We start from the raw sequence: 18,354 nt of genomic DNA, 5'->3' as shown, positions 1-18,354 counted from the left end.
TGAATTCTACGGGGCATAGAAATGTCCTTCGGCTCTATCTTAGCCCTGCGAACAGATCCTTTTCCGGGAGCTCCGCGGGCACCCGGGACTGGATCAGCGAGTAGTCCTCCCACGGCCAGGCACGGCGCTGCATCTCCGGGGAAACCGCGAAGAAAAATCCCAGCGGATCCACCTGGGTACGGTGTGCCCGGAGCGCGTCGTCGCGGGCTTCGAAGTAGTCGCCGCAGTCAATCTGGGTGGTGGTTTCGTGCGTCGGCGGCGGTGGCGTGTGGCCCTCAGCGTCGGTCTCGAGCCACGCCGCCAGCCGTTCCGCGTACGGCGACTGCAGGCCCGCCTCTTCTAGCGCGAAGTGCAGAGCGCGGAACCGGTCCGGGCTGAAGGCGCGGTCATAGTAGAGCTTGCTGGGAGCCCAGGGCTCACCGGCTCCGACGTAGCGGCCCGGATCGCCGGCGGCTTCGAAGGCCTCCACGGCGACGCGATGCGCCATGATGTGGTCCGGATGCGGGTAGCCGCCGTTTTCGTCGTAGCTGAGGATCACCTGTGGCTGGAATTCACGCACCAGCCTCACAAGCGGCGCCGCGGCCCGCTCCAGCGGCTGCAGGGCGAACGATCCCGGCGGCAGCGGTGGCAGCGGATCGCCTTCCGGCAGCCCGGAGTCGACGAATCCCAGCCAGCGCTGCCGGACGCCGAGCACCTGGGCTGCATTGTTCATTTCCAGCCGCCTGGCACCGGCCATGTCGCGCTTGGGGTGCGGTTCGTTCTCCACGGCAGGGTTCTGGATGCCGCCGCGCGATCCGTCGGTGCAGGTGGCCACCAGCACGTCGACCCCTGCCGCGGCGTACATGGCCATGGTGGCGGCGCCCTTGCTCGATTCATCGTCAGGGTGAGCGTGGACGGCCAGCAGACGGAGCGGTTTTGACTGGCTTGCGGACGCTGTCATCTGAAACGGCTCACTTTCTTCGAATTCCGGGGGGTGCGGATTTACCGCTTCGGGGCGCGGAATTCACCCCTGTCGGATCCACACTAAACTGGAATGGTGACTTCCGAGGATCAACCGGGCGCTTCCGCGCCGGCAACTACCACACTAGCCAATCGCTACGGGGGCCAAAAGCGTGCCTTGTCCCGTAAGGCCAAGCGCAACATCGGAATAGCGGGACTCGCGGCCGGGATAGCCTTAATGGCCTGGATCTCCACTTCCCTGAACAATGAGACTGTGTCTTTCAAGGACATCGGGTACAGCACCACCGACGCCACGCAGGCGGAGATCGATTTCCAGGTCACCAAGGAGCCCGCAACCGGTGCCAAATGCGCGGTCAAGGCCCTGGACTCCAAGTTCGCCGTGGTCGGATGGAAAGTGGTCGACGTGGGCCCGAACCCGGCTGACGCCAGCGCCGACGGCGGACGCACCACCGTCCACCGCGCCGTGGTCAGGACCGAGTCCCTGTCAGTGTCCGGCGTGGTGGACAGCTGCTGGATTCCGGACGCGGACAAGTAAGCGGCAGCCATTTCCGGCCACCCGGAAGCCGCCGCCTGTGACCCACGCCGCACGCCATCTTTGGTTTGTCCACAGGATTGACTACAATGGATCAATACCTTTACCCCGCTGAGCTGGTTACTGAGTCCCACAAGTGGCCACCGTGGCGGGGTCTTTTGCTTGTTAAACCCACAAGAGGAGAAGTCCGTGTCTACCACCAACAGCGCGCCTGCAGCTTGGCTTACCCAGGAAGCTTTTGACCGCCTGAAGGCAGAGCTGGACCACCTTTCCGGCCCCGGCCGGGCGGAAATCGTTCAGAAGATCGAAGCTGCACGCCAGGAGGGCGACCTCAAGGAGAACGGCGGCTACCACGCTGCCAAGGAGGAGCAGGGCAAGATCGAAGCCCGCATCCGCCAGCTCACTGTGCTGCTGCGGGATGCCCACGTCGGGGAATCCCCGGCGGATGACGGAATCGTCGAACCGGGAATGCTGGTTGTTGCCAAAATCGCCGGTGATGAAGAGACCTTCCTGCTCGGTTCCCGCGAAATCGCCGGCGACGCAGCCATTGATGTCTTCAGCGAAAAGTCTCCCCTGGGCGCAGCCATCGCCGGCCACAAGGAAGGCGACAAAATCAGCTACACCGCCCCCAACGGCAAGGAAATCGCCGTGGAGATCATCTCCGCAAAGCCGTACGTCGGCTAATTTCCGGACCGGGCAACTAACGCTTTACCCACAATTTAAACAACGACGCCGGCCGTCCCCTCCGCGGGAACGGCCGGCGTCGTGCGTTGTGGGTTAAATCTCCGGCATCCTGTTCGGTGTTCTTCCCTGCGGTACCGGGCGGGGCCGCAGCAGCACGGCCGCGGTAACACCGCCCATGGCGCCGCCCAGGTGGGCTTGCCACGACACGAAGCCGGCAACGCTGGGAAGGACACCGAACAGGATGCCGCCGTAGGCGAGGAACAGGACCACCGACAGCGCAATCTGCCACCAGTTGTGGTTGAAGAACCCCCGGACCAGCAGGAAGGCAAAAAGGCCGAAGACCAGCCCGGATGCGCCCACCGTGATTCCCCAGCCGCCAATCAGCCACACCACGATGCCGGAACCGAACCAGCTGAGGGCAGCGGCGGTGAGGAAAACCCGGAGCCCGGACATAAAGACGATGAAGCCGAAGATGACCAGCGGCAGCGCGTTGGAGATGACATGGCCGAGGCTGGCATGAAACAGCGGAAAAGTGAGGATGTCCAGCAGCCCGTCAGCGCTGCGGGGACGCAAACCGAAGGTCCTGTTCAGCGCATGGAAGGTGGCGGCGTTCACCAGTTCGATACCGAACAGCAGAGCCACGAACAGCCCCAGAACAAGCAGTCCCCCCTGTGCCCGCGCAGCAGGCGTGTGCCTGGTTGGCGTGCGTTGCCCAGGAACGTCCAGCATCGGTGCCCCCCTTAGTGGACCACGATCGGCTGGAAACCCTCGGCGCGGAGTGCACCCAGGACCTGCTCGCAGTGCTCGTGGCCCTTGGTTTCCAGGTTGACGGTGATGGAGACGTCGCCCATGCTGATCGAGCCGCCCACCCGGGTGTGGTCGAGGCCCGTGACGTTGGCGTCGTTCTCGGCGATGATCCGGGCGATCGTGGCCAGCGAACCGGGGCGGTCGTCCAGCATCATGCGGACCGTCATATAGCGGCCGGCCGCGGAAAGACCCCGCTGGATGACCTTGAGCATCAGCATCGGATCAATGTTGCCACCGGACAGGATCACGGCAGTGGTGCCGGGGTTCTCGATCTTGCCGTCCATCAGGGCGGCGACGCCCACGGCACCGGCCGGCTCCACCACCATCTTGGCGCGCTCCAGCAGGAAGATCAGCGCGCGTGCCAGGGAATCCTCGCTGACGGTGACCACGTCGTCCACGAGTTCGCGGATGATGCTGAACGGCAGCTGCCCCGGGCGGCCGACGGCAATGCCGTCCGCCATGGTGGAGACCTTCTTCAGCGGCACCAGCGCATCGGCGGCAAGGGACGGCGGGTAGGCCGCAGCGTTTTCGGCCTGGACGCCGATGATCCGGATCTCCCGGCCGAGTTCCCTGGCCCGCGCCTTCACTGCAACGGCAACACCGGCCAGGAGCCCTCCGCCGCCCACTCCCATCAGGATGGTGTCCACGTGCGGGACCTGCTCCAGGATTTCCAGGCCCACCGTGCCCTGGCCGGCCACGACGTCCACGTTGTCGAAGGGGTGGACGAAGACGGCGCCGGACTCGTCGGCGTAGCGCTGGGCTTCGGCCAGAGCCTCGTCCACATTGTGCCCGTGCAGGACGACTTCGGCACCATGGCTGCGCGTGGCGGCCAGTTTGGGCAGCGCCACGCCCAACGGCATGTAGATGCGCGCTTTGATTCCCAGGCTCTTGGCGGCGACGGCGACGCCCTGGGCGTGATTGCCGGCCGAGGCCGCGACTACGCCGCGCTTTTTCTCCTCAGCAGACAGCTTGGCCATGCGCACATAGGCACCGCGCACCTTGAAGGAACCTGCCCGCTGGAGGTTTTCGCACTTGAAGAAGACCTCGCCGCCCACCATGCTGCCCAGTGCCCGCGACGATTCCACCGGTGTCCGCGTAATAATCCCCTCAAGCAGCTTCTTCGCCTCCAGGACATTGTCCAGCGTGACGGGCAGGCTATTGAGGGTTTTCACGAACTATTCTCCTTTGGGGAATTCGGCTGGGGCATCCGGGCCGGCATGTCCGGCGGGGGCACCCGATGACTGTGCGGCGCCATTGCCGCGGCCCGGATTCGCACCGGGAAAGTAGACATCCTTGAAGGTGTTGTCTCGGCTGGATTCGGAGTCCCGGGTATAGCCCGGGCCCGCCGCCGCCAGCTCTCCTTCATGTTCCCACGTTCTGGCAGCAATATATCGAATCGCCGAGTTTGCTACGGCGAGGATGGGCACCGAAAAGAGTGCGCCCGGGATTCCGGCGAGGTACGAACCTGCCGCGACGGACAAAATGACGGCCACCGGATGCAGCGCCACAGCCTTGCCCATGACGAGCGGCTGCAGGATGTGGCTTTCCAGTTGCTGGACCAGCAGCACGATGCCGAGCATGACCAGGGCGTTGACCCAACCGTTGGCCACAAGGGCAAGAAGCACTGCCACGGCGCCGGTGACGAGGGCACCCACGATGGGGATGAACGAACCGATGAACACCAGCACTCCCAGCGGCAGCGCGAGCGGAACACCGATGATGGCGGCACCGACGCCGATTCCCACCGCGTCAACGAAGGCCACGAACATCTGGATGCGGGCGTAACTGACCATCGAGGTCCAGCCCCTGCGGCCCGCACCGCTCGCGGCGGCCCGGGCTTTCCTGGGCAGCAGCCGGACAAGGAAACCCCAGATCCGCTCGCCTTCAAGAAGGAAGAAAATCAGGACGAACAGCGACAGGACAAGCCCCGCGGCAAAGTGGCCGGCCGTACTGCCGAACGACAGCGCGCCGCTGAGGATACTGCTGCTGTTGTTCTGCAGGGCTGCCGTGGCTTCCTGCAGATACTCGTCAATCTGGGCTGCCGTCAGGTGGAGCGGGCCGTCAGCCAGCCAGTCCTGGATCTGCTGGACCCCTGTCAGCGCCTCGCTCCACAGTTCGCCGAACCCGGAAACAAGCTGCCTGCCCACGAGGGCCAGCGACCCGACGATGAGGCCCAGGAATCCCACGACCGTGATGGCGACAGCGGCGCCGTTCGGGATGCGGCGGGACCGCAGCCACCGTGCCACCGGGCTCAGGAGCCCCGCCAGCAAAGCGGCCACCATGACCGGGATGATCAGGAAGCTGACCTTGCTGAGCAACCAGATCAAGGCTGCGCTGACCAGCAGGATCAACCCGAGCCGCCATGCCCACGACGCCGCAATCCGCACACCATAGGGAATGTCCTGGTCCAGTTCGCGGTCCGTTATCACCCGAAGCGGCGCAGCGGCAGCCGGCGTTGAAGTGGGCGCGGCTGCCGTGTCGGGAAACGCAGCACCGGTCCGGGCATCGGGGCTATGGTCTGGCGTGGCGTCCTCAGCTGGCGTCATAGCCTAATACTTCCCCAGCATGGCCCCGATGGGAAACCGCCACGGCAGCACCGGCCAACACCGGCCAACACCTTGCGCCCGGTCACCGCATACGGGCCTAAAGCGACGCGCTGATGCCCCAGGTCATGGTGAAGCACTCCCCTGCCGACAGCCAGCGCAGTCCATCACCGCTGTTGAAAGCATTGGCCGGTCCCGTCATGGGTTCAATTGCCACAGCCTTTGGGCGCCCCGGGAACTGGTCGGTGACAAAGACATGGACGTAGTGGCAGCTCTCGTCCTGCCACAGGCTGACGCTCCGGCCGTCGGGAGCCTGCAGCGTTTGGCGCGCCACACCGCCGTCGAACGCCAGGTCCGTATAGGCGACGTCGATATCCAGTTCGGACACCGTCCGGCCGCTGCGCAGGTCCAGGTCCCCGCTGACGGGCTCCGAGCTGCGGGGAATCAGCCGCTCGTCCGCCACAAGGCGGCTGGCGGCGCCCACGGTGAGCACGAGCTCCCCCGCGGGCACGTCGCCCAGCCTGAGGTACGGGTGGGAGCCGAGGACGAACGGGGCACGTGAACCGGAATCATTGAGCAGCGTCTGATGGACCACGAGGCCCAGGTCGCCGGCCAGCATGTACTGGACGCGGTGCCGGACCAGGAACGGGTATCCGTGCTGCGGGAAGATGGGGGCTTCCAGCGTCACCGAAAACTCGGACTCGTCCACGAGTTCGTAGGAGGCATTACGGAGCAGGCCGTGGCTGGCGTTGTTGCGGGACACTTCGGTGATGTCCAGCTGCTGTTTCTTGCCGTCCAGGTACCAGACGCCGTCCTCGACCCGGTTTGCCCAGGGCGCCAGCGTTATGCCCGTGGCTCCCGGAGGGATGGACTCGTCACCGTAGGTTTCCGTCAGCTGGACGCCACCGCGGGAGAAGAGCCGCAGGCCCGCTGCCAGCTCCGTGATCACGGCCAGGGCGTCGCCGCGCCGCAGCTCGTATTGCCTGCCGGAGGCATAGCGGCGCGGTGTCGCGCCAGTAACGCCGGAGTCGGTGTCAGTCCGGCCGGAATCAGGGGTGCTCGGAGTCATGGGCTAACCGTACCCGGTCGCGGCTGACGCCTTACCGCACCCTGCCGGATCCCAGACATCGTGTTAACTTTTGTTCGAAACTATTTCTTTTTGATCGTTTTATGGGAGAATTGGAATGCCAGCTGTTCCGCCCTCAGGGGCGGGGCTCACAGGCCGCCGCTCGCAAAGGACAAGACGCATGACACACATCACCAGCACCAACCTCGCCGATGGCCGGGAGCTGATCTATTTCGATGACGCTTCGGCCGGCGGCAACACCCGAAAGCCTGAGCAAACCCCCGACCGCCGCGAGCTGCCGGCCAGGAGCGAACCCGGCGAAGTCCGGTTTGACGCCCTCACCGGCGAGTGGGTGGCCGTCGCCGCCCACCGCCAGAGCCGCACCCACCTGCCCCCGGCGGACCAGTGCCCGATCTGCCCGACGACTCCTGCCAACCCCTCCGAAATCCCCGCACCGGACTACGACGTCGTCGTCTTCGAGAACCGCTTCCCGTCGCTCGGGCCCGCACTTGGGCCGGTTCCGGACGATGCCGGCTGGGGAACCACCGGCCCGGCCTTCGGCCGGTGCGAAGTTGTGTCCTTCACTCCGGACCACACCGGATCGTTCAGCGGACTGAGCGAAGTCCGGGCACGGACCGTCGTTGAAGCCTGGGCGCACCGCACCGGTGCGCTGAATGCGCTGCCCGGCATCCAGCAGGTGTTCCCGTTCGAGAACCGCGGCGCGGACATCGGCGTGACCCTTCACCACCCGCACGGCCAGATCTACGCGTACCCGTACGTCACGCCCCGCGCAGCAGTGATGGGGGCGGCTGCCCGGAAATTCTACGACGACGCCGACGGCCGGCAGACGCTCACGGGTTCGCTGCTGCGGTCCGAACGTGAGGACGGCAGCCGCATGGTGGTCGAGGGCGAAAACTTCAGCGCCTACGTCCCGTTCGCTGCCCGCTGGCCGCTTGAAATCCATCTGGTCCCCCACCGCCAGGTGCCGGACCTCGCGGGACTCAGCGGCGAAGAGAAGGACGAGCTGGCGCATGTGTACCTGAACCTGCTGAAGCGGCTTGATGCCCTCTACCCGACGCCCACGCCCTACATCTCCGCGTGGCACCAGGCCCCCCTGGATGAACTGCTGCGGCCGGCCGGCTACCTCCACCTCCAGCTGACCTCCCCCCGCCGGGCGGAGGATAAGCTCAAATACCTGGCCGGTTCCGAAGCGGCCATGGGGGCATTCATTAACGACACCACCCCGGAGCTGGTGGCCGAGCGATTGCGCAACGTCACGGTTCCGGCTTCAGCACTCAAGCCAATCCCGGAAGGCGCACACGCATGACCGCCCCACTCAGCAACGGCAACCTGAGCAGCAGCGACCTCGCAGCACGATTCCACGACGCCTTTGGCGCTGCCCCGGACGGAGTGTGGCAGGCACCCGGCCGGGTAAACCTGATCGGCGAGCACACGGACTACAACGACGGCTTCGTGCTCCCGTTTGCCATCGATCGGACAGCCCGGGTGGCGGTCCGCGTCCGGCCCGATTCCACACTCCGGCTGCTGTCCACCTACGGCGACCAGGGCATGACGACGGCGGACACCTCATCACTGGACGGCTCACTGGCCAAGGGATGGACCAAGTACCCGCTGGGTGTCATCTGGGCATTGCAGGAACGGGGCATTGAAGTGCCGGGCCTTGACCTGCTCCTGGATTCCGATGTTCCCCTGGGCGCTGGGCTTTCCTCCTCGCACGCCATCGAGTGCGCGGTCATCTCAGCCCTCAACGATCTGACCGGCGCCGGGCTGAAGGCCGAGGAAATGGTGCTGTCCACGCAGCGCGCCGAAAACGACTTCGTCGGAGCACCCACCGGCATCATGGACCAGTCGGCCTCACTGCGGGGGCCAAAGACCACGCCGTGTTCCTCGATTGCCGCGACCAGAGCGTCCGCCTGGTGCCGTTCGAAACGGAGCCTGCCGGGCTGGTCCTGCTGGTGATCGACACCAAGGTGTCGCATTCCCACGCCGACGGCGGGTATGCCTCCCGCCGTGCCTCGTGCGAGCTCGGGGCCGAGGTGCTTGGCGTCAAGGCGCTCCGTGACGTTGGCGTTGAGGACCTGGACGAAGCGAGCGGGCTCCTGGACGAAGTCACGTTCCGAAGGGTCCGCCACGTCGTCACCGAGAACGACCGCGTCCTGCAGACAGTGGAACTGCTCGGCACGGCGGGGCCGGGCGCCATCGGCCCCCTGCTGGACGCCAGCCACCGCTCCATGCGGGACGACTTCGAAATTTCGTGCCCCGAACTGGATCTGGCCGTGGACGCGTCACGCGAAAGCGGCGCCATTGGCGCCCGCATGACCGGAGGCGGTTTTGGCGGCGCCGCCATTGCCCTCACCCCGGTTTCCGCGGAGCAGCAGGTGCGCACCGCCGTCGAGCAGGCCTTTTCCCGGGCCGGGTACGGGAAGCCGGACATCTTTACCGTTACCCCGGCTGCCGGGGCAATGCGGCTCGCGTAGCTCCGGCGTAGGCTGGGCGCATGCCGGAAGCCGTCATTGTTTCTACCGCGAGAAGCCCAATCGGACGCGCCTTCAGGGGCTCGTTGAAGGACGAACGGCCGGATGACCTCGCCGCGGCCATGGTCACGGCCGCCCTGGCACAGATCCCCGCCTTCGACCCCGCTGAGCCAGGCGGCAGGGGCCTGGACGACCTCTTGCTGGGGTGCGCCGAGCCCAGCGGTGAGGCGGGCTCCAACATGGCCAGGGTGGTCACCGTCCTGGCCGGACTGGACAACGTTCCGGGCGCCACCATCAACCGCTTCTGCGCCTCGAGCCTGCAGGCCCTCCGCATGGCCTTCCACGCCATCAAGGCAGGTGAAGGGAGCGCATTCGTGGCTGCGGGAGTCGAGGCCGTGTCCCGGTATCCGAACTGGACCGGTGCCGGGGAATCCGACGCCGGCACCCATAACCCGCTGTTCGAATCGGCCCGCCGGCGCACCGTGGCGCGGGCAGCGTCCAACACGCCATGGACGGATCCGCGGCTGGGCGGCCGCATGCCGGACATCTATATTGCGATGGGGCAGACCGCGGAAAACGTGGCCACCACGTACGGCATCACCCGGGCCGAGCAGGATGAGTGGGCTGTCCTGAGCCAGAACCGTGCCGAAGCGGCCATAGCGTCGGGATTTTACGCCCGCGAAATCACCCCGTACACCCGCCGCGACGGCAGCGTGGTGGACCGCGACGATTCCCCCCGCGCGGGAGTCACCCTTGAAGGAGTGGCCGCACTCCAGCCCGTGTTCCGCAGCGAAGGAACGGTAACGGCCGGCAATGCGTGTCCGCTGAACGACGGTGCTGCCGCTGTTGTGGTGATGAGCGATGACCGAGCCCGCGAACTGGGGCTCACACCGTTGGCCCGGATCGTATCCACGGGCGTCAGCGCCCTCTCCCCGAACTCATGGGCATGGGACCTGTCCAGGCAACCCGCCGGGCGCTGGCCCTGGCCGGGCTGGGTATCGGGGACATCGACCTGGTGGAACTCAACGAGGCGTTCGCCGTGCAGGTGGTAGCCAGCGCGCGCGAACTCGGCATCGATCAGGCCAAACTCAACGTGCATGGCGGCGCCATCGCCCTGGGCCATCCGTTCGGCATGACCGGGGCCCGCATGACCACCACGCTGCTGAACGGACTCCGCGACCGCGACGCCACGCTGGGTCTCGCAACCCTGTGCGTCGGTGGCGGCCAGGGAATGGCAATAGTGCTGGAGCGCCTCACTTAAGCAGAGTGGGCCCCGCCGTATGGCGGGACCCACTCTCAGTTAACGTTCGACGGCGTTAGCCGTCCTGGGTCCTAGTCCTCGCCGCGGATAATGGCCAGCAGGCGGATGATCTCAACGTACAGCCAGACCAGCGTGACAGTGAGCCCAAAGGCTGCGGTCCAGGAGAACCGTTCCGGCGCCCCGCTGCGGACGCCGGCTTCGATGCTGGTGAAGTCCATGATCAGCGAGAATGCGGCGAGGCCGATGGCCAGCACACCGATGAAGACGCCCAGCGGAATACCGAAGATCTCAACGCTGGTGCGCAGGCCGAACGGCTCCGTTACGGCACCGGTCATCACCATGACCATGTTGATCAGGGCAAAGACGGCGTAGCCGATGATCGCGATCATGAAGAACCGCATGGCTTTGGGGGTCGCGCGGACCTTGCCGCTCTTGAAGAGCAGCAGCGTGACGCCGAAGACGGACAGGGTGCCGATCACTGCCTGCAGGCCGACGCCCGGGTACAGGCGGTCGAGGAACTGCGTCAGCCCACCGAGGAAGAGACCTTCCAGCCCCGCATAGGCCAGGATCAGCGCGGGCGACGGCTGCTTCTTGAAGGTGTTGACGAGGGCGAGCACGAAGCCGCCAAGTGCGCCGACGATCATGAGCATGATGGCAAGCGAGGGAGCCACGAAGAGCGTAACGGCCGCGCCGGCCATCAGAACGCCGAGGCAGGCCGCCGTCTTGATGATGACGTCGTCGAAGGTCATCCGCCCGGTTTCGGCGGGCCCGGCTGCCGGCTGGTTGTACATCTGCTGCAGCTGGTCATGGGTCATGTTCTGCTGCTGGGCCATCCGGCCACCCTGCGCGTCCATGACCTGGCCGGGGGCGCGCCCAGGAGCCTGTCCGTACGGATTCTGGCCGTATTGGGCCTGCGGAACAGGCGGTGCCTGGGTGGCTCCACGGAAATTCTTTCCGTTGAAGATCGGGTTTCCGCCAAGTGCCATTGCGGGTGTCCTCCAAATAAAGGGGGTGAGTGGTGATCCTTATAGTTCAAGGTACCAATTTCCACGTCCGGCAGGCAGGGATAGTTCCCCCGCACGGTCAGCCGAAACCCAACCGTGACATGTTCCGGCGGCGTCCGGAACGTGTTTCCCGGAGCTGGCCGCCAGAATGACTGTTTAGGAACACGCAGACTCAACAAAAGTTTTCTTTAGCTGAACTGAATTAATTCTGAGGCCGGGCTTCACGGTTGTTATCCGATCGCTATCTTAGGCGTGCCTGCCCGCGGGTTCATTGGCACCCGCTGGCTGTAACATAAGCGCAAGCAGGGTGATAAACATCACAAGATGTTCGGTTTGTCTACCGCATATTTGGCACCATGATGCATCCCCGGCTCCGTTCGCAGTGGTTGTAAAGGCGCAACCCAGACCACCCCCATGTGGAGGTTTTCATTTTGAGAAGTACACCGAGAGGCCTGCCGCACAGACGGCGTGGCGGATTGCTTAGGGCTATGGGGGCTATTTTCGCCGCCGTAATCGCAATTCTGCTTGTCGTCGCCCCGGCATCGCAGGCCACCACCCCCTCGCCGACACCATCCCCGTCGAACCAGCAGTTCCAAAACAGCATCAGCGGCTTCCTCCGGGACGATGCCCGTGCACCTATCGCTGATGTCACCATCACCGCCAAAAGCGGTGATTTCACCGGAACAGCAAAGTCGGGCGCCAACGGCGCCTGGACGATTGGAGTCCCGGTCCAGGGCACCTATGAAGTGGAGCTGGACGAATCCACCCTGCCCCAAGGCATCAAGCTCGCCGACGGCCAGGAAAATCCACGCAAAGTCACGTTCAGCCAGACCTCCAACCTTTCGGTGATTTTCGCCTTCGGCAAAGGCATCGTCGTCCAGCAGCAGGACTTCGGCCAGAACCTCCTCAACAGGCTGGTGGCCGGCCTTAGCTTCGGCCTCCTGCTGGCACTGGCTTCCGTCGGGCTTTCGCTGATCTTCGGAACCACGGGCCTGACCAACTTTGCCCACGGCGAAATGGTCACGCTTGGAGCGGTACTTGTGTTCGCCTGCAATGCCATTGGCCTTCCGTTCTGGCTGGCGATCATACTGGCCCTCCTCGGCGGCGGCCTGTTCGGATACGTCCAGGATGCCGGCCTATGGAAGCCGCTCCGGCGCCGCGGGACGGGACTGGTGCCCATGATGATCGTCAGTATCGGCCTCGCCCTGGCAGTCCGCTACGTCATCCAGTTCTACTTCGGCGGCTCCACCCAGCAACTGCCCTATGCACAGAGCACCGAAATCCAGATCGGGCCCGTGTCCATCTCGCCCAACAACCTCTGGTCGCTCATCATCAGTGCAGTTGTGATCGCCCTGATCGGCATCATCCTGCTCAAGACCCGGCTGGGCAAGGCAACGCGCGCCGTGGCCGACAACCCGGCCCTCGCAGCTGCCTCCGGCATCGACGTCGACAACGTGATCCGCATAGTCTGGGTCGCCGGCGGCATGCTTGCCTCCCTGGGCGGAATCCTCTGGGCGTACTACCGGCCCGGCGTCACCTTCGACATGGGCTCGCAGATCCTGCTGCTCATCTTCGCCGGCGTGACCCTCGGCGGGCTGGGCACTGTTTTCGGTGCCCTGATCGGTTCGGTCATCGTCGGCATCTTCGTGGAGCTGACCACCGTCTTCGGCCTCGCCGCCGACCTCAAATATGTGGGAGCACTGTTCATCATGATTGTTGTCCTCTTGTTCCGGCCGCAGGGCATCCTGGGCCGCCGCGAGCGTGTGGGTTAGGAGACAGCCATGGACTTTGGATTCATTCTTTCCAGCGCTGCCGGTGAACTGTTCAGCCCGACGACGGCGGCGTACGCGCTCGCCGCCCTCGGCCTTGCGGTTCACTTCGGCTACTCGGGCCTGCTGAACTTCGGACAGGCCGGCTTCATGGCCGTGGGCGCCTATGGCTTCGCCGTCTCCACCCTTACTTTCGGCGTGCCGTTCTTCGTCGGCCTCCTCATCGCGGTCGTCTGTTCGGCCATCTTCGCCATGCTGCTCGGTATTCCCACCCTCCGGCTGCGCGCCGACTACCTGGCCATCGTGACCATCGCCGCGGCGGAAATCGTCCGCTACATCGTCACCACCAACCAGCTGACCTCCGTGACCGGTTCAGCTAACGGCCTTGCCGCCTTCGAAGGCGGGTTCTACGCCATGAACCCCTTCCCCGAAGGCTCCTACCTGGGCATGAACAACCGCGACTTCTTCATCCGGGTTGTGGGTTGGGGCCTTGTCATCATCTGCTGCGCCCTCGTGTGGCTCCTGATGCGCAGCCCCTGGGGACGCGTCCTCAAGGGCATCCGGGAGGACGAAAACGCCGTCCGTTCGCTTGGCAAGAACGTCTACGCCTACAAGATGCAGGCCCTGATCATCGGTGGCGTCCTTGGTGCCCTTGCCGGCATGATCTTCACCCTTCCCCGCGGCGCAGTCCAGCCGGCCAACTACGGTACCGAACTGACGTTCTTCCTGTATACGTGCCTGCTGCTCGGCGGTCTGGGAACGGTGCTGGGTCCGGTGGTAGGCGCCATGATTTTCTGGGTGGTGCTCTCGCTCACCCAGGGCATCCTCTACGGCCTGATCGAATCCGGTGCCGTGACCTGGCTGAACACAGTCCAGGCCGGCCAGTTGCGGTACATCCTCGTGGGTGTCGCGCTGATGCTGCTGATGATCTTCAGGCCCCAGGGTGTCTTCGGTAACAAGAAGGAGCTGGCGTTCGCATGAGCACGCATAGTGAAGAAACTGGAATTGACTACATGACGGACTCCCGGCCGATCGCGGCCGGCGAGACGGCTCCGGGCTGCAAGAAGCGGGACCCCATCGTCGTCGCCGAAAACGTGACGCGCAGCTTCGGCGGCATCAACGCCGTCGACGTCGAGTACCTGGAGATCCCCCGTCACAAAATCACCGCGCTGATCGGCCCGAACGGTGCCGGCAAGACCACCCTCTTCAACCTCCTGACGGGATTCGACACACCGAACTCCGGCAAGTGGCAGTTCGAAGGCAACAGCCTCGCCGGCGTCTCCCCGTACAAGGTGGCCCGCATGGGCATGGTGCGCACGTTCCAGCTGACCAAGGTCATGGGCAAACTGACCGTGATGGAAAACATGCGGCTGGGAGGCTCCGAACAGCCCGGGGAACGGTTGTCCAAGGCACTGTTCAAGGGCATCTGGGGTGGCCGCGAGAAAGAGATCACGGCCCAGGCAGATGTTCTTCTGGAGAAGTTCAAACTGGATGCGAAGAAGGACGACTACGCGGCATCGTTGTCCGGCGGCCAGCGCAAACTGCTCGAAATGGCGCGGTCCCTGATGGTCAGGCCCAAGCTGGTGATGCTGGATGAGCCCATGGCAGGGGTCAACCCGGCGCTGACCCAGTCGCTTCTGGACCACATCAAGAACCTCAAAGCCGAAGGCATGACCGTGCTGTTCGTGGAGCACGACATGAACATGGTGCGCCACATAGCCGACTGGGTGGTGGTGATGGCCGAGGGCAGGATCGTTGCTGAGGGCCCGCCGGGCGAAGTGATGAAGAACCCCGCAGTGATCGATGCCTACCTTGGCGCGCACCACGACGTCGATCTGGGCGACGCCGAGGGCATCAAGGAACTGGCGGCCGAACTGGTGGCGGACGAAGAGTCGATCGTCGGTACGGAAGACGCCGGCATCATCGCCATCGACGTTGTCGCCGCTGAGTCGGACGAGCCCGAGGCAAGGAAGAAGGACACCGAATGAGTGCCACGAGCGCGGCCGCGGCCGCCACAGCATCACCGTCAGGGGAATCGGTGGTCAAGGTCACCGATCTGGTGGCCGGCTACCTCCCGGGCGTAAACATTCTCAACGGTTGCAGCATCGAGGCCCGAAAAGGCGAACTGATCGGGATCATCGGACCCAACGGAGCAGGCAAGTCCACCCTCCTGAAGGCGATGTTCGGCCTGGTGAAGGTCCACTCAGGTTCGGTCGTGGTCCGCGGCCAGGACATCACCGGGCTCAAGGCCAACAAGCTGGTCACCAAGGGGGTGGGCTTCGTCCCGCAGAACAACAACGTGTTCGCCACCCTGACCATTGAGGAGAACATGCAGATGGGCATGTTCCAGCGGCCCAAGGACTTCGCCAAACGGTTCGACTTCGTCACCAGTCTGTTCCCCGAGCTGGGCAAGCGACGCGCCCAGCGGGCGGGATCGCTGTCCGGCGGTGAGCGCCAGATGGTGGCCATGGGGCGCGCCCTGATGATGGAACCGGCCGTCCTGCTCCTCGACGAGCCGTCCGCCGGCCTCTCCCCCGTCAAGCAGGATGAGACGTTCCTGCGGGTCCACGAGATCAACCGCGCCGGGGTGTCGGTGATCATGGTGGAGCAGAACGCCCGCCGCTGCCTGCAGATCTGCGACCGCGCCTATGTGCTGGACCAGGGCAAGGACGCGTACACGGGCACCGGCCGGGAACTCATGAAAGACCCCAAGGTGATCCAGCTGTACCTCGGCACCTTGGCCGACGAGGTCTAAGCCGCCTGCGTCTAGCCACCGTCCAGGAGCTGCAGAAGGGCCGTCACCGCGTGGTGGCGGCCCTTCTGCGTGCCCGGGCCTTTCTGCCTTGCCGATCCGCCGTGTGCTGGCTCCGGGCGCCTCCGCAGCCACTTGCTCGGCGCCTGCGCTCGTTCCTCACGCAACAACGGCGCTTTCACAAGTGCCTGCCTCCGGCCCCCTTGGCTTTCGTGTCAGCATCGGTCGAAAGCTGCCGAACGACGATTTCCTGACCTACTGCCGGCCTCCGCTTCCCGAGGCAACAGAAAGCCCCCGTCCGGTTGGACGGGGGCTTTCGTGCTGACTACGTTGAGGCTGCTTTACAGCTTGCCGAATTCTTCCTTGACAGGCTTGTAGGTGTTGTCATCCTGGTACTCGTAGATGCCGATGTAGGCTTCCGTCGGGTCGCCGGCGTCGGAGAAGCTCACCGGACCGGACTGGCCGTCGTAATCGATATCCTTGCCGTTGCGGAGCAGCGTGACGCAGGATGGGAAGTCGTTGCACTTCTCGCCTCCTTCGGAAACTTCCTTCAGCTTGGCGGCGATGTCCGTTCCCTTGGTGCTCTTCGCGGCCTCGGTTGCCAGTGCAATCAGGTTGACGGCGTCGTAGGACTCGCCTGCATAGCTGTAGTCCTTCAGGGCCGGGTCGATGGCCAGCAACTTCTTCTTGAAATCATCCTTGGCGAACGTGCCCGGAATGGTGCCCTGGGCGCCCTTCAGCGTGCCCGCCTGGAAGTCCTTGCTGTAGTCCGACGTGTTGCCGTCCACCATGAACATCTGGGTGGGCTTGATGCCCTTGCCCGTCATCAGCGGAACGATGCTCTTGGCCTGGTCGAAGGTGATCAGGGCAATGGCGTCAGGCTTGGCTGCAATGACCTTGTCCACCTGGCTGCTGAACTGCGAGTCGCCTTCATTGAACAGCTCCTCCGCAACCACCTTGCCGCCGGCGGCTTCGAAGGCCGCCTTGACGTTCTTTGCCAGGCCGGTGCCGTAAGCATCGTTCAGGACGATCATGCCCACCGTCTGCGCACCACAGGTGGCCATGTAGTTGCCCAGGACCTTGCCCTGCAGCACGTCCGAGGGAGCCGTGCGCCAGTACAGGCCCTTGTCATCCCAGGTGGTGAAGTCAGGGGACGTGTTCGCGGGCGAGAACTGGATAACGCCGGCACCGGTGATCTGGTTGATGACGGTCTTGGAAACACCGGACGATGCAGCACCGATGATCGCGCTGACGCCGCTTCCAAGCAGCGCCGTGGTGGACTGCGTGGCGATGTCGGTCTTGGTATCGCCGGAGTCGCGGTGGATAACTTCAACGGGCTTGCCCAGTACGCCGCCAGCGTCGTTAACTTCCTTGATGCCAAGGTTGACGCCGGCAATTTCGGGTGGGCCAAGGAACGCCAGCGACCCCGTTGTCGGCAGAAGCGATCCAATCTTGAGGGGGGTGGGAGTGGTGGTCGTCGCGGCCGGAACCGAACCGCCCGCGCCCGCCGCAGTGGTGCTTCCACCGCTGGCGCTGGGCGCCGGGCAGGCAATGCCGGACGCTGCCGGGGTGGTGGAGCCTGTCGAACTCGGGGTGGACGAGCCGCCACAAGCCGTAGCCAGAAGGGCGACGCCGATGCTAAGCGCTGTCAGCTTAGCGATGCGCGGCGCCGCCTGGGGGAGTGAAATCATTTAGAGTCTCCTCGATCGAAAGGTGCGAACGGCCTTTGATGCGAATTACCAGGTGTTCCTGATTTAACTTCAAGCTAGTGCAAAATCTCCGCGAACATAAGTGACTATGGTCACATCCTCATAACAGTCGTTGCATATGGGAAACCACGGGCCGGAGGCGTGAAATTGCGAAGGAGCCGGCGGGAAAAGGCGCACGGAAGGACGGCGCAGCGCAGGAGGAAAGTGCCCCAGCCGGGACTCGAACCCGGAACACGCGGATTTTAAGTCCGCTGCCTCTGCCAATTGGGCTACTGGGGCGCCCGGTCAATGGTATCCCGTCAGAGCCGCTCAAAGGGCCCGGCGTACCGGAACGTTCCATGGACGCCGCCTGGCCATACGGCGAGCGGGAGCAACTGGAAATGGTCACCCCATCTGGGCTCCGGCGGTTCGATGCCCAGGGAGACCGACGGCACGAAGCCGAAGCGGGAGTAGTACTCCGGACCGCCGAGCAGGGCGATAGCCCTCTCCCCCGCCGCATTCGCACGCGATACTGTCTCCTGCATCAATGCCGAGCCGATGCCGTGCCGCTGCAGCCGCGGCACAACCCCGATGGGGCCCAGCCCCAGCAGCTCCAGTTCCCCCACCCAGCCCCTGGTGCTGATGACATGGCCCACCACTTCGCCGTCCTTCTCGGCAACGATGCTGAACTGGGGCAGGTACTCCTCGCACTCGAAGAGCTGCTGCAGCAGCCCGACTTCCGCGGGTTCGCCGTCGACCGGAAGCCCAGTGGCCGGCGATATCGCAAAGGCCG

General features: G+C 64.7%; 15 protein-coding genes, 1 tRNA gene and 2 pseudogenes. 9 read left to right on the top strand and 9 right to left on the bottom strand.

Annotated elements, in window-relative coordinates; all coding sequences use genetic code 11:
- Window positions 1–34: 34 nt before the first annotated feature.
- Window positions 35–940, bottom strand: coding sequence for a mycothiol conjugate amidase Mca (gene mca / locus FCN77_RS06800; RefSeq protein ID WP_137321653.1), 906 nt, complete (start codon window positions 938–940; stop codon window positions 35–37).
- A 237-nt stretch (window positions 941–1,177) separates the two neighbouring features.
- On the opposite strand from mca, the gene FCN77_RS06795 reads away from it, so the two are divergent.
- On the top strand, window positions 1,178–1,495 hold the full coding sequence (locus FCN77_RS06795) for a DUF4307 domain-containing protein (RefSeq protein WP_254678886.1): 318 nt from the start codon (window positions 1,178–1,180) through the stop codon (window positions 1,493–1,495).
- Between the two features lie 186 nt (window positions 1,496–1,681).
- The gene (gene greA / locus FCN77_RS06790) at window positions 1,682–2,176 is read left to right on the top strand and encodes a transcription elongation factor GreA (protein WP_137321651.1); all 495 of its coding nucleotides are present in this window, start codon (window positions 1,682–1,684) and stop codon (window positions 2,174–2,176) included.
- A 93-nt stretch (window positions 2,177–2,269) separates the two neighbouring features.
- On the opposite strand, the gene FCN77_RS06785 is transcribed toward greA, so the two are convergent.
- The 4 genes from FCN77_RS06785 to FCN77_RS06770 all read right to left on the bottom strand — a co-directional run bounded on the left by FCN77_RS06785 (window position 2,270) and on the right by FCN77_RS06770 (window position 6,595).
- Window positions 2,270–2,905: a rhomboid family intramembrane serine protease gene (locus FCN77_RS06785; protein WP_137321650.1), complete on the bottom strand. Its 636-nt coding sequence runs from the start codon at window positions 2,903–2,905 to the stop codon at window positions 2,270–2,272.
- Between the two features lie 11 nt (window positions 2,906–2,916).
- Window positions 2,917–4,155: a threonine ammonia-lyase gene (gene ilvA, locus FCN77_RS06780; protein ID WP_137321649.1), complete on the bottom strand. Its 1,239-nt coding sequence runs from the start codon at window positions 4,153–4,155 to the stop codon at window positions 2,917–2,919.
- A 3-nt stretch (window positions 4,156–4,158) separates the two neighbouring features.
- Window positions 4,159–5,529, bottom strand: coding sequence for an AI-2E family transporter (locus tag FCN77_RS06775; RefSeq protein WP_137321648.1), 1,371 nt, complete (start codon window positions 5,527–5,529; stop codon window positions 4,159–4,161).
- 97 nt (window positions 5,530–5,626) lie between these two features.
- On the bottom strand, window positions 5,627–6,595 hold the full coding sequence (locus FCN77_RS06770) for an aldose 1-epimerase family protein (protein ID WP_137321647.1): 969 nt from the start codon (window positions 6,593–6,595) through the stop codon (window positions 5,627–5,629).
- 178 nt (window positions 6,596–6,773) lie between these two features.
- Here FCN77_RS06770 and galT point away from each other — a divergent pair, with 178 nt between their 5' ends.
- The 3 genes and pseudogenes from galT (at window position 6,774) to FCN77_RS06755 (ending at window position 10,348) form a co-directional block, all read left to right on the top strand.
- A complete protein-coding gene (galT, locus tag FCN77_RS06765; RefSeq protein ID WP_137321646.1) occupies window positions 6,774–7,919 on the top strand; it encodes a galactose-1-phosphate uridylyltransferase in 1,146 nt (381 codons plus the stop codon).
- A pseudogene (gene galK / locus FCN77_RS06760) lies at window positions 7,916–9,090 on the top strand (galactokinase). The gene galT and the pseudogene galK overlap by 4 nt, the downstream one beginning before the upstream one ends.
- Before the next feature lie 20 nt (window positions 9,091–9,110).
- Window positions 9,111–10,348 (top strand): annotated as a pseudogene (locus tag FCN77_RS06755) (acetyl-CoA C-acetyltransferase).
- 71 nt (window positions 10,349–10,419) lie between these two features.
- On the opposite strand, the gene FCN77_RS06750 reads toward FCN77_RS06755, so the two are convergent.
- Complete coding sequence (locus tag FCN77_RS06750) at window positions 10,420–11,334, bottom strand: Bax inhibitor-1/YccA family protein (RefSeq protein WP_137321645.1); 915 nt, start codon at window positions 11,332–11,334, stop codon at window positions 10,420–10,422.
- A 506-nt stretch (window positions 11,335–11,840) separates the two neighbouring features.
- Between FCN77_RS06750 and FCN77_RS06745 the strand changes: the two genes are divergently transcribed.
- Genes FCN77_RS06745 through FCN77_RS06730 form a run of 4 tightly spaced genes read left to right on the top strand, consistent with a single transcriptional unit; the run spans window position 11,841 to window position 15,876 of the window.
- Complete coding sequence (locus FCN77_RS06745) at window positions 11,841–13,124, top strand: branched-chain amino acid ABC transporter permease (protein WP_137321644.1); 1,284 nt, start codon at window positions 11,841–11,843, stop codon at window positions 13,122–13,124.
- A 9-nt stretch (window positions 13,125–13,133) separates the two neighbouring features.
- Window positions 13,134–14,102, top strand: coding sequence for a branched-chain amino acid ABC transporter permease (locus FCN77_RS06740; RefSeq protein WP_137321643.1), 969 nt, complete (start codon window positions 13,134–13,136; stop codon window positions 14,100–14,102).
- Entirely contained in the window at window positions 14,099–15,109 is a 1,011-nt protein-coding gene (locus FCN77_RS06735; protein WP_137321642.1) for an ABC transporter ATP-binding protein, read from the top strand. The genes FCN77_RS06740 and FCN77_RS06735 overlap by 4 nt, the downstream gene beginning before the upstream one ends.
- On the top strand, window positions 15,106–15,876 hold the full coding sequence (locus FCN77_RS06730; RefSeq protein WP_137321641.1) for an ABC transporter ATP-binding protein: 771 nt from the start codon (window positions 15,106–15,108) through the stop codon (window positions 15,874–15,876). Before FCN77_RS06735 ends, FCN77_RS06730 begins: the two co-directional genes overlap by 4 nt.
- A 338-nt stretch (window positions 15,877–16,214) precedes the next feature.
- On the opposite strand, the gene FCN77_RS06725 is transcribed toward FCN77_RS06730, so the two are convergent.
- The 3 genes from FCN77_RS06725 to FCN77_RS27585 all read right to left on the bottom strand — a co-directional run bounded on the left by FCN77_RS06725 (window position 16,215) and on the right by FCN77_RS27585 (window position 18,343).
- Window positions 16,215–17,564 (bottom strand): ABC transporter substrate-binding protein, encoded by a 1,350-nt coding sequence (locus FCN77_RS06725; RefSeq protein ID WP_137321640.1) that lies wholly within the window; start codon window positions 17,562–17,564, stop codon window positions 16,215–16,217.
- Between the two features lie 223 nt (window positions 17,565–17,787).
- A tRNA-Leu gene (locus FCN77_RS06720) sits at window positions 17,788–17,861 on the bottom strand.
- A 20-nt stretch (window positions 17,862–17,881) separates the two neighbouring features.
- Entirely contained in the window at window positions 17,882–18,343 is a 462-nt protein-coding gene (locus FCN77_RS27585; RefSeq protein WP_368074335.1) for a GNAT family N-acetyltransferase, read from the bottom strand.
- Window positions 18,344–18,354 lie beyond the last annotated feature (11 nt).

This window comes from Arthrobacter sp. 24S4-2, assembly GCF_005280255.1.
Lineage (GTDB): Bacteria > Actinomycetota > Actinomycetes > Actinomycetales > Micrococcaceae > Arthrobacter.
The sequence above is the reverse complement of the archived record's forward strand: the minus strand, read 5'-3'. Positions and strand labels throughout refer to the sequence as shown.

Coding starts and splice junctions, on each gene's coding strand:
- FCN77_RS06750 (WP_137321645.1), bottom strand. CDS start 11,334: ATGGCACTTGGCGGAAACCCGATCTTCAACGGAAAGAATTTCCGTGGA.
- FCN77_RS06770 (WP_137321647.1), bottom strand. CDS start 6,595: ATGACTCCGAGCACCCCTGATTCCGGCCGGACTGACACCGACTCCGGC.
- FCN77_RS06735 (WP_137321642.1), top strand. CDS start 14,099: ATGAGCACGCATAGTGAAGAAACTGGAATTGACTACATGACGGACTCC.
- FCN77_RS06795 (WP_254678886.1), top strand. CDS start 1,178: ATGGCCTGGATCTCCACTTCCCTGAACAATGAGACTGTGTCTTTCAAG.
- FCN77_RS06785 (WP_137321650.1), bottom strand. CDS start 2,905: ATGCTGGACGTTCCTGGGCAACGCACGCCAACCAGGCACACGCCTGCT.
- FCN77_RS06725 (WP_137321640.1), bottom strand. CDS start 17,564: ATGATTTCACTCCCCCAGGCGGCGCCGCGCATCGCTAAGCTGACAGCG.
- galT (WP_137321646.1), top strand. CDS start 6,774: ATGACACACATCACCAGCACCAACCTCGCCGATGGCCGGGAGCTGATC.
- FCN77_RS06745 (WP_137321644.1), top strand. CDS start 11,841: ATGGGGGCTATTTTCGCCGCCGTAATCGCAATTCTGCTTGTCGTCGCC.
- mca (WP_137321653.1), bottom strand. CDS start 940: ATGACAGCGTCCGCAAGCCAGTCAAAACCGCTCCGTCTGCTGGCCGTC.
- FCN77_RS06730 (WP_137321641.1), top strand. CDS start 15,106: ATGAGTGCCACGAGCGCGGCCGCGGCCGCCACAGCATCACCGTCAGGG.
- FCN77_RS06740 (WP_137321643.1), top strand. CDS start 13,134: ATGGACTTTGGATTCATTCTTTCCAGCGCTGCCGGTGAACTGTTCAGC.
- FCN77_RS06775 (WP_137321648.1), bottom strand. CDS start 5,529: ATGACGCCAGCTGAGGACGCCACGCCAGACCATAGCCCCGATGCCCGG.